The sequence below is a fragment of the Spirochaetota bacterium genome (genome assembly GCA_004297825.1).
Lineage (GTDB): Bacteria > Spirochaetota > UBA4802 > UBA4802 > UBA5368 > FW300-bin19.
The window spans coordinates 53003-68017 of the sequence record SCSX01000043.1; the positions used below are offsets into that span (position 1 = coordinate 53003).

The 15015-nt window shown below is 58.4% G+C and carries 13 protein-coding genes; 6 read left to right on the forward strand and 7 right to left on the reverse strand.

What is annotated here, in order from left to right; all coding sequences use genetic code 11:
- The first annotated feature begins 1 nt into the window (after window position 1).
- Window positions 2-994, forward strand: coding sequence for a hypothetical protein (locus EPN93_09270; GenBank protein TAL35979.1), 993 nt, complete (start codon window positions 2-4; stop codon window positions 992-994).
- On the opposite strand, the gene EPN93_09275 is transcribed toward EPN93_09270, so the two are convergent.
- Window positions 991-2361, reverse strand: coding sequence for a hypothetical protein (locus tag EPN93_09275; GenBank protein TAL35980.1), 1371 nt, complete (start codon window positions 2359-2361; stop codon window positions 991-993). The two genes, EPN93_09270 and EPN93_09275, sit on opposite strands and share 4 nt — an antisense overlap.
- A gap of 358 nt (window positions 2362-2719) precedes the next feature.
- Here EPN93_09275 and EPN93_09280 point away from each other — a divergent pair, with 358 nt between their 5' ends.
- The 5 genes from EPN93_09280 (at window position 2720) to lepB (ending at window position 9052) form a co-directional block, all read left to right on the forward strand.
- The gene (locus EPN93_09280) at window positions 2720-3292 is read left to right on the forward strand and encodes a M23 family metallopeptidase (GenBank protein ID TAL35981.1); all 573 of its coding nucleotides are present in this window, start codon (window positions 2720-2722) and stop codon (window positions 3290-3292) included.
- A gap of 286 nt (window positions 3293-3578) precedes the next feature.
- The gene (locus EPN93_09285) at window positions 3579-4577 is read left to right on the forward strand and encodes a hypothetical protein (GenBank protein TAL35982.1); all 999 of its coding nucleotides are present in this window, start codon (window positions 3579-3581) and stop codon (window positions 4575-4577) included.
- A gap of 189 nt (window positions 4578-4766) precedes the next feature.
- Window positions 4767-7403, forward strand: a complete 2637-nt coding sequence (locus EPN93_09290; protein ID TAL35983.1) for a valine--tRNA ligase — start codon at window positions 4767-4769, stop codon at window positions 7401-7403.
- Between the two features lie 22 nt (window positions 7404-7425).
- Window positions 7426-7842, forward strand: coding sequence for a DUF1178 family protein (locus tag EPN93_09295; GenBank protein TAL35984.1), 417 nt, complete (start codon window positions 7426-7428; stop codon window positions 7840-7842).
- A gap of 118 nt (window positions 7843-7960) precedes the next feature.
- Complete coding sequence (lepB, locus tag EPN93_09300) at window positions 7961-9052, forward strand: signal peptidase I (GenBank protein TAL35985.1); 1092 nt, start codon at window positions 7961-7963, stop codon at window positions 9050-9052.
- Window positions 9053-9107: 55 nt separating this feature from the next.
- On the opposite strand, the gene EPN93_09305 is transcribed toward lepB, so the two are convergent.
- The 6 genes from EPN93_09305 to EPN93_09330 form a co-directional block, all read right to left on the reverse strand.
- Window positions 9108-10142, reverse strand: a complete 1035-nt coding sequence (locus EPN93_09305) for an NAD-dependent epimerase/dehydratase family protein (GenBank protein ID TAL35986.1) — start codon at window positions 10140-10142, stop codon at window positions 9108-9110.
- 44 nt (window positions 10143-10186) lie between these two features.
- Window positions 10187-10693 carry a hypothetical protein gene (locus tag EPN93_09310; protein ID TAL35987.1) on the reverse strand — a complete coding sequence of 169 codons (507 nt, stop codon included), beginning with the start codon at window positions 10691-10693 and terminating at the stop codon, window positions 10187-10189.
- Window positions 10690-11478, reverse strand: coding sequence for a ribonuclease Z (locus EPN93_09315; GenBank protein TAL35988.1), 789 nt, complete (start codon window positions 11476-11478; stop codon window positions 10690-10692). The genes EPN93_09310 and EPN93_09315 overlap by 4 nt, the downstream gene beginning before the upstream one ends.
- A 76-nt stretch (window positions 11479-11554) precedes the next feature.
- Window positions 11555-12523 (reverse strand): hypothetical protein, encoded by a 969-nt coding sequence (locus EPN93_09320; protein TAL35989.1) that lies wholly within the window; start codon window positions 12521-12523, stop codon window positions 11555-11557.
- A gap of 94 nt (window positions 12524-12617) precedes the next feature.
- Window positions 12618-13892 carry a serine hydroxymethyltransferase gene (locus EPN93_09325; protein TAL35990.1) on the reverse strand — a complete coding sequence of 425 codons (1275 nt, stop codon included), beginning with the start codon at window positions 13890-13892 and terminating at the stop codon, window positions 12618-12620.
- 395 nt (window positions 13893-14287) lie between these two features.
- Window positions 14288-14878 (reverse strand): hypothetical protein, encoded by a 591-nt coding sequence (locus tag EPN93_09330; GenBank protein TAL35991.1) that lies wholly within the window; start codon window positions 14876-14878, stop codon window positions 14288-14290.
- Between the last annotated feature and the right edge of the window lie 137 nt (window positions 14879-15015).

Consider the following 15015-nt stretch of genomic DNA (forward strand, 5'->3'; position numbering starts at 1 on the left):
CATGGACAAGAACGGTCAGCTCACCTTTTCCGACGACCCGCTGTTGCTCGGCATCAACGAGGCATACGAGCTCATCGAGCAGGGCGAGTTCGCCGCCGCGGTGAACAGGATCGATTCGCTCATGGGCCAGAACCCGGAGTACCCCGGACTGGCCGAGGCGTACCGCACGGCCAAGTTCTGGGCGAACCGCGCGGGCGAGGTGCGCCGCCTCGAGAAGGGAAAGCACACCGCGGATTTCCTCATGACCCAGTGGGAGGTCTTCAAGAAATACGCGGCGGAAAAGGGGATCGCCGATACGAACGCGTACCGGGCGGCGATGCGCCACGTGTTTTTTTCCGCCTCCGAAAATTACAAGGCCGCGTTCCAGGGACAGGAGAGCACCGCGGACAACTTCGATCTCCTCATGAACCTGGGGCTTTGTTTTCTCACCCTGGGCGAATACAAGCATACGATAGAGACGCTCGAATACGCGAGGAGCTCGTACCGTTCGAGCGCGAAGCTCCTCGCCATTCTCGGGGAGGCGTACTTCCACGCGCAGGAGATCCCGAAGTCCCTCCTGCTTTTCCGCGAGGCATTCTTTCTCAACCCTTCGGAAATCGACATGGTCTTATTGAAATGCACGCCGATCACGGACCTCACGCTCATCGTGGCGGAGCGGCGTCCCGACGCGATCGACCCGCGCGAATGGATACCCGTCTACGGGCATACCGAGGACGTGTTCTACGTGAAGCGCCAGCTCAACAGCCAGCAGGTGGAGACCATCAAGCGGGAGATATACAGCCTGGAAAAAAATTTCCAGGGGCTGGGGCCCGAAAAGGTGCGCGGCACCAATATCACGCCGCGCCTCATTACCAAGTACCTCTGGATGCTGGATTATTACGAGTTCCAGCACTACGATTTCGACAACATGAGGGAGATACGCGCGCGCCTGCTCCAGATCGACAAGGAGCTGTTCGAGGAATACTTCAAGCGCGCGAAGAAGCCGCACCCCTAAAGGATAACGCTTACCCCCGCGCGCATCTGGAGATCGCGCTCAAGGCTTACATTTCCCGCGACCCAGCCTTCGCTCTTCGCACCGCATTCCATATAGAGCTCCAACCTCTCCGCGACGGGCACGTCGACGCCTGCGATGAACTCCCCGCCGGGCCGGTTCCGGTTTCCGCGAAACATCTGGTCCTCCGGCTGAATCCAGGCACCCAGGGTCGCGTTCAGGTAGGCACGATTCCCGAAGAGCGCAACGGGCCGGCGCACCAGCGCGGCGTGGAGGCCCGGCATCGCGCCGCGGCGGTTCGCGTACGCGTGCGCCGTTATGTGAAGCTTCTCGGCCCGCCGCATGAGAAACAGGTTTGCGTCGATCGTGTAGCCGAAGGGCGTGAGATGGTGCACCGCGGCGAAATTCCAGAAGAAACGATCGCCGCCAAAGGGGCTCTCGGACCCGAAATAATCGACGCCCAGGAGCTGGGGCGAGATGAAATTGATGAGCGCGAGTTTTCCCTGAAGCCGCAGGTAGCGCCGCTCGTCGCCGGTAAGATCGGAATATTTTATGTAGCGGTCGATCCCGACGCCCGACGGGTGGGTTCCGCGCGCGGCGTAGGGCTCGTCCGGCCGGAACAGGTCGTACACCCAGGCGGTGAAATCGAGCCCGGTGAAGTCACGCCGTGCCACGTCCGTCCCGTCCTCACGGTTCATCTGGTCCGTGAACCTGGTCGCGTCCGGGGTCCCGCACATGTACACGTAATACCATGAGTTGATGAGGCTGAACCACCAGTAAAGGCTGTCAAGGCCCAGCCGGCGTCCCTCGAAAAAGCTGTCGCGCCGCATGAGCGTGGCAAGCTCGATTTCCGCCTCGTTGCCCGCCGCGGACAAGCGCACGAATTCGGCCGGGTGCCGGTCCTTGAGCCGGACGAGGTCCGCGTCCCGCACATGGCTCACCGCGATGGATTCCGCGAACAGGTCGAATTTATACACGTCGTCGAAGCTCGCGATCCCGCGGTTCGTCATTACGGCGCGATGCCATTCCTCGTGCACCCACGCGCTTCCGCCGGGCAGAGTGAAGAATAAAAAATCGAATACCGCGAGCCCGAAGAATTCGGTCCACCGGCCCTGAGGCAGAAGCATGCTGGAAAGCGCCGAATGGGCCGCCTGCGCCGCGTCCTTTGACAGATAGAGCGACTGGTTCATCGAGGGAAAAGAATATCCGTCCGCGTAATTGAACGGGACATCGACGAGGGGAATGCGCAGGACCAGGCCGCGGAAATCCTCCGGGCTTTCCGTTCCCGAAGCCGGTTCAACGGCGTATGCGCCTGCGGCGCCGATATACAATGTTGTAAGTATTAGAACGCCCGTGATAAGTCGCACCATTCCATCATCCGGTAATCGAGGGATTTCCGCCTTAATCGATCGATAATGGCCCTGCTAAGCGGCGCAAAGATCGATTCGTGGACGCAGCCATTGCAGTATCGTTCCATCTTCCGGAATTATATGCAAGATTAAAACAATACATGGTGCCCTGAAGCCTGTATCCCGGCGGCCGATCTTCCGAAATGCAAAATCCTGAGAATAGCGCGCGCTGTCCCCGATCCTGAGTGGCACACGCCGCACTAAAATTGCTTGCCAATTCAGACAGTGCATACTATTCGGCTTGAATCCGCTCCCGGGCCTGGGCCGAACAGCTCGATAATACCCGGCTGATATTAAAAGGCAAAGATTCCCGAAACGCATGTTACTTGGCATGATAAGGGCGATCGTTCTCGGATTCATACAATCGATCGCGTCCCGCAAAAAAAAAGCTCGTGTCCCCGCGCTCATATTCCTGTGCGCACTCTGGGTTTACGCGTGCCCTGAAAAAACAATCATACCCGTCCTGGGGGCCCAGCCCTACGACTGGAACCCCTACCTGTTCTGGGATTGCCCCTGGTGCACCGCGGAAGAGAAACACAAGGGGATCGACATTATCAAGCACTACGGCACCCCCGTGCTTGCGGCGACGCATGGACTGGTTATCTATTCCGGCAGCCTGGGGAAATACGGGGAGGCCATGCTGGTGCTCAGCCCCAAGCTCCGGGTTCACCTGTACGGGCATCTCAGCGTGCGCAGGCGCTTCCACTTGCCCGTCGTATGCCGCGGATCGGTGATCGGCGCGGTGGGCAACACCGGCACCTCGGACTGCCCGCACCTCCATTACACGATCTTCAGCATACTACCGCATTTCTGGCTCTGGGAGCGGGAAAATCGCGGATGGCTGAAGATGTTCTATCTGAACCCGCATACCGTATTGATGCAGGGGTACTAGCCGGCCCCGGAATACGCGGGGCGCAGATATTACCTGTGGCATAACTATGCATTCATTCAGGTGAGCACGCGCTCTTTCAGGAAGTCCTGTGGGTGCTGATATTACCCCAGGCATAACTATGCATCCCCCGCGATACGATCCGGCATCCTGTTCAGGGGAGCGCCCACCGGGATGCCCCGCCACCGGACCGAATACCCTAAAACACCCCGCCCCGGGCCCGATATTTTTATTGACTCCCCGACACCATGATACCATACTTATATACAGTGAAAATATGAGAACCGATATGCATAGAAGAATTGCCTTCCTGATTGTTCCATTCCTGATGGCCGGCCTGCTCTACGGTTGCGACCGGATCGGGTTGTTCGACATGGCGAAAAACGGCGTGGATCTCGTGTACTCGATGGGCTTCAGCACGACCACCATGCTCGATATCGCCCGGCCGGGTTATCATAAGCAAATCGACACCATGACCAGTATTGTTCCTACCATGATCGGGGCGGGTGGCAGTACCGTTTTTGCGGTAGTCGGGGGCACATCCGTGTGGACCCATTCCGATGGGTATTCATCATGGGCTGCTCTGGGCGGTCCCAACCCGCCAAGTAACGTATATTATCTGTCGGATAGCAACGGGGAAGTGCTTCTTCTGGGCGATTGGAGCGGCGCCATATACCTTTGCAGGCTTCATGAGGACAGCTTCCAGAAAGCCGATCCATTCGAAGACAGGGAAGATTTAACTTCTCTCCTGGGCACGTATTCCCCATTTTTTATGTTTAAGGCGGCCGGGAGTGAAAGCGTCTACCTTATAACACTTGATGTATCAAATTCCATAAAGATATTCGGCATATCCGGCGGAAGCATTACGGAAATACTCACGAATGCGCTCACTGGTCCACCCAGCAGTATCAATTCCGCGGGTAAGAAGGGCGGGTATTTCTACATGCTCGACGCCGGCCAAACACTCTATAAAATGAGCGCATCGACACCAAACGCCCAGGAATTTGGCCCAACAGGTATAACATCCCTTGCGGTAACCGAGTCGGGATTTTATGGGTTCATCGCAAGCGCCGACGGGCATTTTTCTAAAATCACGGACCCCACTTTCATGACCACAACGGAAATCCGCGTATTCATCGGCGCCTCCGACGGTGAAGTTCTCCCCTTTGACGGGGACGGGGTCGCCATTCGTTTGTCCGGCGGCACCGAGCAAGGCGTGTGGATATACCAAGACGGCGACTACAAGCATATCATATCCGGCATAAGCAACGCAATGTACGTTCGTTAAGCGCTCCTTGACATTGATCGGGGAAGACGAAGGCGCGCAAGCGTTTGCGCGCCTTCGTCTTCCCCGCATGCGCCCGTCCGCGCATCGGACCCCCCGCCAAAAACTGTTTGACACCCCACCCGGCCCGATCGAATGATTAACGGCGCCGCGGCATCGTCCGGGCGCGAAAACCGTACAAGGACCTGAGCCATGGAACTGCCCTCTTCTTATGATCCCGTCGACGTCGAGAAAAAATGGTACCGCGTATGGGAGGAGGGAAACCATTTCCACGCCCGCGAGGACGACGGGAAGCCGCCCTACACCATCGTGATCCCGCCCCCCAACGTCACGGGGAGCCTTCACATGGGCCATGCGCTCAACAATACCTTACAGGATATCCTCACGCGCTGGAAACGCATGCAGGGGTTTTCGGCGATGTGGATGCCGGGAATGGACCACGCGGGGATCGCGACGCAGAACGTGGTGGAGCGGCTCCTCCGCCAGGAGGGAAAGGACAAGAACGACCTGGGCCGCGAAAAGTTCGTCGCGCGCGTGTGGGAGTGGAAGGCGCATTACGGGGGACAGATCGAAAACCAGCTCAGGAGCCTGGGCTGTTCGCTCGACTGGCCGCGCGAGCGGTTCACCCTGGACGAGGGCCTGTCGCGCGCCGTGCGCACCGTGTTCGTGACGCTTTACAAAGAAGGACTCATCTACCAGGGATACAAGATCATCAACTGGTGCCCGCGCTGCGAGACCGCGCTCAGTGACATCGAAACCGAATACAAGGACCTGCCGGGCAAGCTCTATTACATCAAGTACCCGGTGAGCGGCACGGGCGACTTCATCACGGTCGCGACCACGCGTCCGGAAACGATGCTGGGCGACACCGGCGTCGCGGTGAACCCGGAGGACGAGCGCTACACGGAGCTTATCGGCCGGACGGTGACCCTCCCGCTCATGAACAGGGAGATCCCGGTATTCCCCGACAGCTTCGTGGACAAGAGCTTCGGCACGGGGCTCGTGAAGGTGACTCCGGCCCACGACCCGAACGATTTCGAGATGGGCAAGCGGCACAATCTCGAGGAAATAAACATCCTGGACCCGCGCGGGTTCATCAACGAGAACGGCGGTCCCTACAAAGGGATGTCGCGCTTCGACGCCCGCGAAAAGGTCGTCCAGGATCTGAAGGCGCTGGGGCTGCTCGTCAAGATCGAGGACCACGCGCATTCGGTGGGACACTGCTACCGCTGCTCCACCGTGATCGAGCCCTACCTTTCGAAGCAGTGGTTCGTGGAGATCAAGCCCCTCGCCCAGGAAGCCATACACAAGGTCAAGGACGGAAGCATCCGCTTCGTTCCCCAGAACTGGGAGAAGACCTATTTCGAATGGATGTACAACGTCCGCGACTGGTGCATTTCCCGCCAGCTCTGGTGGGGCCATCGCATTCCGGCGTTCTACTGCGACGACTGCGGGCACATCACCGTCGCGATGGAGGACCCGGCCGCGTGCGAAAAATGCGCGTCGAAAAACATCCGCCAGGACGCGGACGTGCTCGACACATGGTTTTCATCGGCGCTGTGGCCCTTCTCGACCCTGGGCTGGCCCGACAAGACCCAGGCCCTCAAAAAATACTATCCCACGAGCGTCCTCGTCACGGGGTTCGATATCATCTTCTTCTGGGTCGCGCGCATGATCATGATGGGACTCAAGTTCATGGGAGACGTGCCCTTCCGCGACGTTTACATTCACGCGCTCGTGCGCGACGAGCAGGGCCACAAGATGAGCAAGTCGCGCGGCAACGTGATCGACCCGCTCATCATGATGGACAAATACGGCACCGACGCGTTCCGATTCACCCTCGCGATATTCGCCGCGCAGGGCCGCGACGTGATACTTTCCGAAAAGCGCATCGAGGGATACCGCGCCTTCTCCAACAAGATCTGGAACGCGACGCGCTACGTTCTCATGAACCTTGGCGAGGGATTCACGCCCGGGAAGATCGAGCCCGGCACGCTCGAGCGTTTCGACCGGTGGATCCTCCACCGCCTGAACGCCTGCGTCCGCGAGGTGACGAAGGGCCTCGAGGAATACCGGTTCAACGAGGCGGCCTACGCGATCTACGAGTTCTGGTGGCACGAGTTCTGCGACTGGTACCTGGAGCTCACGAAGCCCCGCCTGTACGGCACCGACGCCGACTCCTCGGAATGCGCGAAACAGGTGCTCTACCACGTGCTGCACGCGTCGCTCCGGCTCCTGCATCCCTTCATGCCCTTCATCACCGAGGAGATATGGAGCATTATCGCCGCCCCCGCCCAGGGCCTGCTCATCAACGCCCCCTGGCCGGTTGTCGAAGACCGGTTCGCATTCGAGAAGGACAGCGCCGAAACCGAGCTTTTCAAGGAGCTCGTGTACAAGATCCGGAACATTCGCGGCGAGATGAACATCCCGCCGGACAAGAAAGCGAACGTCGTCTTCAAGACCGCGGACAGTGCGATGATCAGCCTGATCCAGGCCGAATCGACGCACATAAACTCCAATGCGAAGGTCGATACCATTTCAATCGACGCCAATTACATTCCCGACAAGACGGATGCCGCCGCCGTAATTCAGGGCTGCGAGATCTTCGTTCCCATGAAGGGACTCATTGATTTCGCAAAAGAGCGCGCGCGCCTGGAAAAGGAGATCGCACGCCTCACGGGCGAGCTCGATCGCGCCGAGCTCAAGCTCTCGAATGAAAACTTCGTGAGCCGCGCACCCCAGGCCGTAATCGAGAAAGAACGCGCGAAACTCGACGAGATGAAGGGCCTGCGCGCAAAGCTGGAAGAAAGCCTCGCGAAACTTCCCTGACGGGAATAGAACTGGCGGGACAATGATATCGTTCGATCTTGAGTGTGAGTCCGGACATCGCTTCGAGGGAAGCTTCAGGGACTACGAGGCCTACGCCGGGCAGTTGGAGCGAAAACTCGTGCGCTGTCCCCTGTGCGACAGCCCCGACGTAAAACGCCTCTTTACCGGATGCTCCGTCCAGGCCCGGCCCGCCGGGCCGCTCAAACCGGCCGATCCTTCGCAGAACATCTTCGCGATGCTCCGGCGCATGGAGCGATTCGTGAAGGAAAACTTCGATCACGTGGGAAGGGATTTCGCGGAAACCGCGCGCGCCATTCATTACGGCCAGGAACCGGAGCGCGGCATCTACGGCGAATCCACCGTACAGGAAATGAAGGAGCTGCACGAAGAGGGCATCGGCGTGCTCCCCCTTCCGGACGTGAACAAGATCGAGAACTAACCGGCACACTGCCCGTACCTAAATAATCGGTAATTGCAGTCTCATTGCGCGTCATGCCCGGTAGTCTGATTATTAACTATGCCGCTCGAAAATCCACCATTGTTATCGAGGAATACACGTGAACAACAAGGAACCCTGGCTCGCGGTGAATCTCTCAATGCTTTTTCCCGGTTTCGGCCAACTCTACTCTGGAAAGGCGTTAAAGGGATATATCCTGATTACGATCGAGGCCGCGCTGATTGTTTCCACGGTGGCGTTATGGGTACAGGGATCACTGGGGGGATTTTTAACCGGCTTCGGCGGCAGTATCCTACTCGTGTGGAATCTTTTCGATGCGCATTCCAGTTCCCGTTCAGGAAATGAAGACTCGTTCGAGACATCGAGGAAGGCGGGTAAGGATGCCTGGCTGGGCATTTTCCTCACTCGAATACTTCCCGGGCTTGGACATTTTTACATGGGCCAGGCCGTACGGGGTTGTGCGGTGCTCGTCCTGTACATCGCCATGAATTATGCCTTAGTGCTCCTTTCGGGAAGTGTAGCCGGCGCGATCCTGGGGTTGGCCGCCAGCATCGCATATTTAGCTGCTGCGTGCTGTTTGCTTTATATTACCGAAAAAAATCCCCTGAGATACCCCCTGCTTCATATCAAATATTTCATTGCGGGCATGTCGATAGTCACAATCATTACATTTTCCGGAGCGCTCCTGGTCCGTACGTACATCATCCAGGCCTATACCCTGCCTACCGGCTCGATGGAGGATACGCTCCTGACCGGGGACCATTTTATCATGGAAAAACTCTCGTACAATAACGTCGATTCGACGGACCCCGGCCGCGGCATCGGGCACGGCGATATTATCGTATTCACGCCTCCGGGAACTCCCGTACAGGAACATGTAAAAAGATGTATTGCGGTTCCCGGGGATATCGTGTCGATCAAAAATGGGGAAGTTTTCCTGAACGGCGCCAAACTGGAAGAGCCCTACGCCAAGGGCGAAACTACGTATTCCGGAATTGAAGCCGGACGCATCGAGGGGACCGTCCCCCAGGGAAAGATCGTCGTGCTCGGCGACAATCGAAGGAATTCGCTGGACAGCAGGGGATTCGGATATGTGCCCGTGGAAAATGTCACCGGCCGGGTGATACTCCTGTATTGGAATACCAGGCAGATTCTAAAAATGGATTTTTCCAGGATCGGCAAGGTCCGGTAGAACCTAAAAGGCGCGGGGGCCGATACGCAATGCGCCGGACCCGCGCGCCCCTCGCTCACAGGAAGCCGTTTTCCCTGTACCACGCGAACGCGTCGTCGATCATCGCCTGGACCGGCGTAACGCAGTAACCGAGCTCCCGCGCCGCCTTCGCCGAATCGTAGAACGCGCACACCGACATGTACCGCGCCATGCCCGGGTCGACCTCCGGGGGCTTGCGTGTAACGCGCGAGACCGCCTCGCAGATATGCCCATACGCGGTGAATACTGCCGGGGGCATCGTGACCCCGGGCGCGTGCTTCCCGAATTTCTGCGCTATCTTCTCGAACAGGTCGCGGTAGGTAATGTTCTCCCCGGCGCAGATATAGCCCTCCCCGCCCCTGCCCTTCTTCACCGCGGCGATATGCGCCCCGGCGACGTCGCGCACGTGAGCGAAGCTCGCGCCGCCGGGCGGGCAGGCGGGCACCTTCCCGTCCCGAAGATCGAAGAAGAGGCGTCCGTACTGAAGGGTGAAATCGAAGGGTCCCATCATGCTCCCCGGATAAATCACGACCACCTTGAGCTTCTTCCCGTTGAACGCCTTCACGCGCCGCTCTCCCTCGCGCTTCGTATCGGCGTAATTATATCCGGTGCCGCCGTAATTGTAGTCGGGCCATGACTCGTCCGCGATGCCCCCGGGGAAATAGCCGAGCGCGTCCACGGTGCTCGTGTGCACCAGGGTCTTCACCCCATGCTTCAGGCACGCCTCGGCCACGTTCACCGGACCCTCGGTGTTGATGCGGCGCTGGCGGTCGAAATGGTTCCTCCACCAGGAGGTGTCGCCCGCGATATGGAAGACCGCGTCCACCCCCTTCACGGCGCGCCCGACATCCGCCGGATCCGTCACATCGCCGTACGCGATCTCCACCGGAAGGCTCGCTATGTACTTTGCGTTCGATCCCGGAAGGCCGAACGCGCGCACCTTCCATTTCAGGCGCACGAGCTCGTGCACCATGTTCGCGCCCAAAAATCCCGTCGCGCCGGTCACCAGGCATTTCATGGCATACCTTCCGTTTCGTATAAGCGATTGCCGCGTGTGGAAGCATAACCCCATTTCGGATGAATTTCAAGCAACTATTCGGGACCGGATAGCGGGGGCTATTCCCTGTTTTTCAGGAAGCTGAGCGCCGATACGACGATATAGGCGACCGGAACGAAAATATTCAGCCAGTAGCCGAACAGGATCCGGTGCGGATCCGCCTTCGTGAGCTCGTGCGCAAGGGGCATGTAGATAATCCAGAAGAGATAGTAGAGATTGATGCCCGCACGCACGTAGACGCGGAAGCGGTGGGGGAAATACAGCGACGCGATCATCACCGCGACGATGCCGATAAGGTAGACGCCAATCGGGTTGTTGATGGAAAAGTTTGCTTCGAATATGTAGAAGTCGGCGATGGGAAGAATCACCGCGAAGAAGGCCGGGATGGTCGTGAGCGCGATGAATTTTTCGATGAACTCGAGGTCCTGGTATTTTTCCCAGACGTGGGTGAGCAGCCTCATCGCGAGATCGAAAAGGTAAAGAATCAGGTCGTAAAGCCTGGCGACGCTCCAGGACAGGAGATCGACGATTTCGTGAAAAATGCCGCGCAGCGCATACGTATTCATGATTCCATTTCCACAATTTCAGAATCGTCCGGAAATTCGAACCGCACCGGATATTCATCCACCACCCGCCTCATTTTGTCAAGCTGCTCGCGCCATCCCAGGCCCGCCTCAGGGTACACATGGGTCACGTACACCCGCGGGGGAAGGCTGCCGGCACGCAGGAGCTGAAGGATGTTTTCGGTATTGAGGTGGCCCGGGTAGGCGTCGTCGCCGGTGATGCCCCATTCCATGACCGCGATATCGGCTCCCGCGAACAGGCGGGCGAGCCCTTCCGACCAGCCCGTGTCCCCGGTTATCGCGATTCGGACCCCCCCGGCCTCTACGAGGTAGCCGGTCGAGTATTCCCCATGCGCGAGCCCGTGTGAGGTGATCCGGTAAAAAGACCCCGTATGCGTCCCGCCGCGGGCGAGCTCGACCAGCTTTACCTCGAAGGGGACGGGATAGTCTCCCATGAAGGGCAACAGCCTCTGTTCGTAAAAATTTCCCAGGCCATGGGGTCCGCCCAGGACCAGGGGGTCCTCGCGTCTCCCCGACCGGTCCCACATCTCGCCCCATAATAAATCCGGAAGCCCTGACACGTGGTCAACGTGGAAGTGGGTGAGAAACACCGCCGCCAGGTTCTTATAGTTGAACGCCGTGTGGTCGAGCCTTGAGAGCTGGTGATAGGCGCCCCCGCCGAAATCCACGCAAATAATTTCCTCCCCGTTCGACAGGGCCAGGGAGGAAGGATTGCGCGGCGTCGCGTTGCAGGTTCCCGTTCCCAGGAATGCGAGCGTAAGGGACATGCGTTGCCTCCAAAAAACCGAAGGCGCGGAAACGGTTCCGCGCCTTCGTGATCGTTCACGTGAAGTCCGGTGTTTCTTACTGGTTGCCCAGCTTCTTCTCTATCTTGGGCTTCATGGCGTCCATCATTGACTTCGCCGCATCGGCGCCGGCCTTAGTGTCGCCGCCCTTCGATTCTTCCATCTTGGCCTTGGCATCGCCGGTCGCCTTGTCGGCCTCTTCCTTGCTCTTGTCCTTTATGTCCCCGATGTTCTTCTTGTCGGTTTCCTTCTGGTCCGCGACGCGCGCCTTGTCCTCGCTCTTCTGCTTGTCGAGCATTTCCTTGTTGGCCTTGCGCTGGTCTTCGACGGCCTTCTTGATTTCTTCCCTCTGCTGGCGCATCTTTTCCCAGATCTCTTTCTTCATCTCGCGGATGTCGGCGAGTATCTTGAGCCTGCGCTTCTTGTCGTCGGAAAGCTGCTTCTTGACCATGTCCTTTCCCTTCACGACGTCGACTTCCTCATCCTGGTTGACGACGACGGCCTTGTCGCCGGGCTTGGAATTGTTCTTAACCTCGACGGCCCCGTCGACCACCGCGATGTTGCCCTTCGCGTCGTCCTCGGTCAGCAGGAATTCGGTGCCGCGCACGCCGGCAGTCGTGGTCGGGGATTTGACCTCGTAGACATCGCCCTTTGCGAGCTTCGAGGAAATCTTGGAGAACATCTCACCCTTTTCCACGTACAGGGAGGTCTCTTCGTTGTTGGTCGCAACATAGGTGGAGAGGGACTTCACTTCGACGATCGTGTTTCCGGTCACCTTGATGGCGTTCTCGCCAAAATATATCTCGATGCTGGAATTGTCGCCCGTGGTCTTGATCTTCATGCCTTCTTTGATCGCGTCCTCGACCTTGGCTTTCGATTCCTTTCCGTCCATTATAAGGAACGCGTCACCCACGACGAAGTTCACCACGCCCGCGCGGGCGACCTTTTCCTTCGCCTTGTCCTTGGAACACCCGGCCGCGGCGAACACGAACGCGCACGCGACGATCATTGCAAGAATCCTTTTCATGAGACCCTCCTGTACTTATAACTGAATAGTTCTTTCGGCTCCACGTCTGGTGCAAAGAAGCTAATCACCGGAAGAGGCCACCGTCAAGCATTAATTATCCCCGCGAGGGGAGGCGCAGGAAGCCCGTCGGGAAGGCCGCGCACAGCTCCTTCACCTGCGCCTGCACCCGCGCGAGCACCGCGTCGTCGTTCATCCCGTCCACGATGTCGCCTATGAGCGCGCCCACCTTCTTGAATTCCTGAATGCCAAGGCCGCGCGTGGTGAGCGCGGGACTGCCCAGCCGGATGCCGCTCGTGACCATGGGCGACTTGTCGTCGAAGGGCACGCCGTTCTTGTTGCAGGTGATGCCCGCGGCCTCGAGCCGGTTCGCGACATCGCGCCCGGTCAGGTTCTTGTTCCGCAGGTCGACGAGCATGAGGTGGTTGTCGGTGCCGCCCGACACGAGCTTGAATCCCCTGGAGAGAAGGGTATCGGCGAGCGCCCCCGCGTTGGCGATCACCTGCGCCGAGTAGTCCTTGAACGCGGGCTCGAGCGCCTCCTTGAACGCGACCGCCTTTGCCGCGACGGTGTTCATGAGGGGGCCGCCCTGGATGCCGGGGAAGATGAACTTGTTCATCACGGCCTCGTGCGGCGCCTTCGCGAGGATGACCCCTCCCCGCGGACCGCGCAGGGTTTTGTGGGTGGTCATGGTGACATAGTCCGATACCGGCACGGGCGAGGGATGGTGCCCCGTGGCCACCAGGCCCGCGATATGCGCGATGTCGACCATGAGCAGCGCGCCCACGCTGTCGGCGATCTCGCGGAACTTCGCGAAATCGATGATGCGCGGATACGCCGATGCGCCGGCGATGATGACTTTGGGCTTGTGTTCCTTCGCGACGTCGGCGGCCATTTTGTAGTCGATGAGATTGGTGTCCTGCGTGACGCCGTAGGAAACCACTTTATAATAGAGTCCCGAAAAGTTCACCGGCGAGCCATGCGAGAGGTGCCCGCCGTGCGCCAGGTTCATTCCCATGAACGTATCGCCGGGCTTCAGGACCGACATGAGCACCGCCATGTTCGCCTGGGTGCCGCTGTGGGGCTGTACGTTCGCCGCGTCCGCGCCGAATATCTTCTTGATGCGCTCGATCGCCACGACTTCAACCGCGTCGACATGCTGGCAGCCGTTGTAATAGCGCTTGCCCGCGTAGCCCTCGCTGTACTTGTTCGTCATCGTGCACGACGACGCCTCGAGCACCGCCTGCGAGGTATAGTTTTCGGAGGCGATGAGGATGAGCGAATTCTCCTGCCTCCGGTTTTCCCTTTCGATTATTTCGAAAACCTCGGGATCGGCCGTCTTTAAAAACCTGTCGCCCTTCGCGGTTGCCATCACTGAACCTCCATGCGGATTATATGCCGCTCACGTATTCACAGGGAAGGCCGCGCTGTCAACAAAAATTAGCAGGTCAGGACGTTCACGCGTGCCAGGACTTCCTCGGTGACCTTGGCCGCTCCCACGACATCGGCTCCCTTTATGAGGTCTTCCGCCTTGAGCTTGCGCTTGGCCAGGCACGGAAAGTGGAGTGAAGCGTTACGTCGCTGCCTTTCACTCCCCGCCGCCGTACCGCCGGGAATCCATGATATTTTCTACGGGTATGGTTTACTCCCGCCGGCCGCCGTGTTACTGAAAGTGAAGAAGAGACCCGCATTTAAAAAAACGCGCATGGCCCGCGTTATAACGAGGGCCATGTAGTTCTTCCCGGAAGGCAATTGAGTCTTTAAACGTTATTTAATTACGATCTGACAAGGGTATGAACCCCAATACACGGAAGTGTCATAGCCAGTCGCAAGCTCCGTCCACGCAGCGTTACTGTTTTTATGATAGCCAGTATATTCTGCGCCCGATGAGCTATACACGTCTCCCGCAAAATAGATATCGTCGCCGTCAATCGCTATCGAATAGACATTACTGTCGTATGATGACCCGTGAGTATTGGTAAATGCCGTATATACGGGCGTCGCCGTCCCGTCCGATACCCAGTAACCGGCTTTACTTACTCCGGATGAGTTGTAGCACGCTCCCCCGGCATAAATTACGCCGTCTTTGACTGCTACGGAATTGACCCAGCCGCTGTACGATGAACCGTTGGGATTTTCCAGCTCCACCCGCGTGGGCGTCGCCGTCCCGTCCGATACCCAGTAACAGGCTTTATTTATTGGTATGCTGTCTGCGGTATAGCACGATCCCCCGGCATACACCTTGCCGTCGTAGAGCGCTATGGAAGAGACAATGCAATCGTTATATGAAGTGTACGGATTCGCAAACTCCACCCATGCGGGTGTCGTCGATCCGTCCGATACCCAGTATCCGGCCACAGCAGCGCCAAATTTGTTATAGCAATATCCTCCCGCATAGACATTGCCGCCGTTGCGTGTTATAGCGGTAACGTAGCCATTGTAGGATCCGTTCGGATTCGCAAGCTCGACCCATGCTGGTGTCGCCGATCCGTCCG

Coding starts and splice junctions, on each gene's coding strand:
- EPN93_09285 (TAL35982.1), top strand. CDS start 3,579: ATGCATAGAAGAATTGCCTTCCTGATTGTTCCATTCCTGATGGCCGGC.
- EPN93_09270 (TAL35979.1), top strand. CDS start 2: ATGGACAAGAACGGTCAGCTCACCTTTTCCGACGACCCGCTGTTGCTC.
- EPN93_09320 (TAL35989.1), bottom strand. CDS start 12,523: ATGAAAAGGATTCTTGCAATGATCGTCGCGTGCGCGTTCGTGTTCGCC.
- EPN93_09310 (TAL35987.1), bottom strand. CDS start 10,693: ATGAATACGTATGCGCTGCGCGGCATTTTTCACGAAATCGTCGATCTC.
- EPN93_09305 (TAL35986.1), bottom strand. CDS start 10,142: ATGGGGTTATGCTTCCACACGCGGCAATCGCTTATACGAAACGGAAGG.
- EPN93_09290 (TAL35983.1), top strand. CDS start 4,767: ATGGAACTGCCCTCTTCTTATGATCCCGTCGACGTCGAGAAAAAATGG.
- EPN93_09275 (TAL35980.1), bottom strand. CDS start 2,361: ATGGTGCGACTTATCACGGGCGTTCTAATACTTACAACATTGTATATC.
- EPN93_09280 (TAL35981.1), top strand. CDS start 2,720: ATGTTACTTGGCATGATAAGGGCGATCGTTCTCGGATTCATACAATCG.
- EPN93_09295 (TAL35984.1), top strand. CDS start 7,426: ATGATATCGTTCGATCTTGAGTGTGAGTCCGGACATCGCTTCGAGGGA.
- EPN93_09315 (TAL35988.1), bottom strand. CDS start 11,478: ATGTCCCTTACGCTCGCATTCCTGGGAACGGGAACCTGCAACGCGACG.
- EPN93_09325 (TAL35990.1), bottom strand. CDS start 13,892: ATGGCAACCGCGAAGGGCGACAGGTTTTTAAAGACGGCCGATCCCGAG.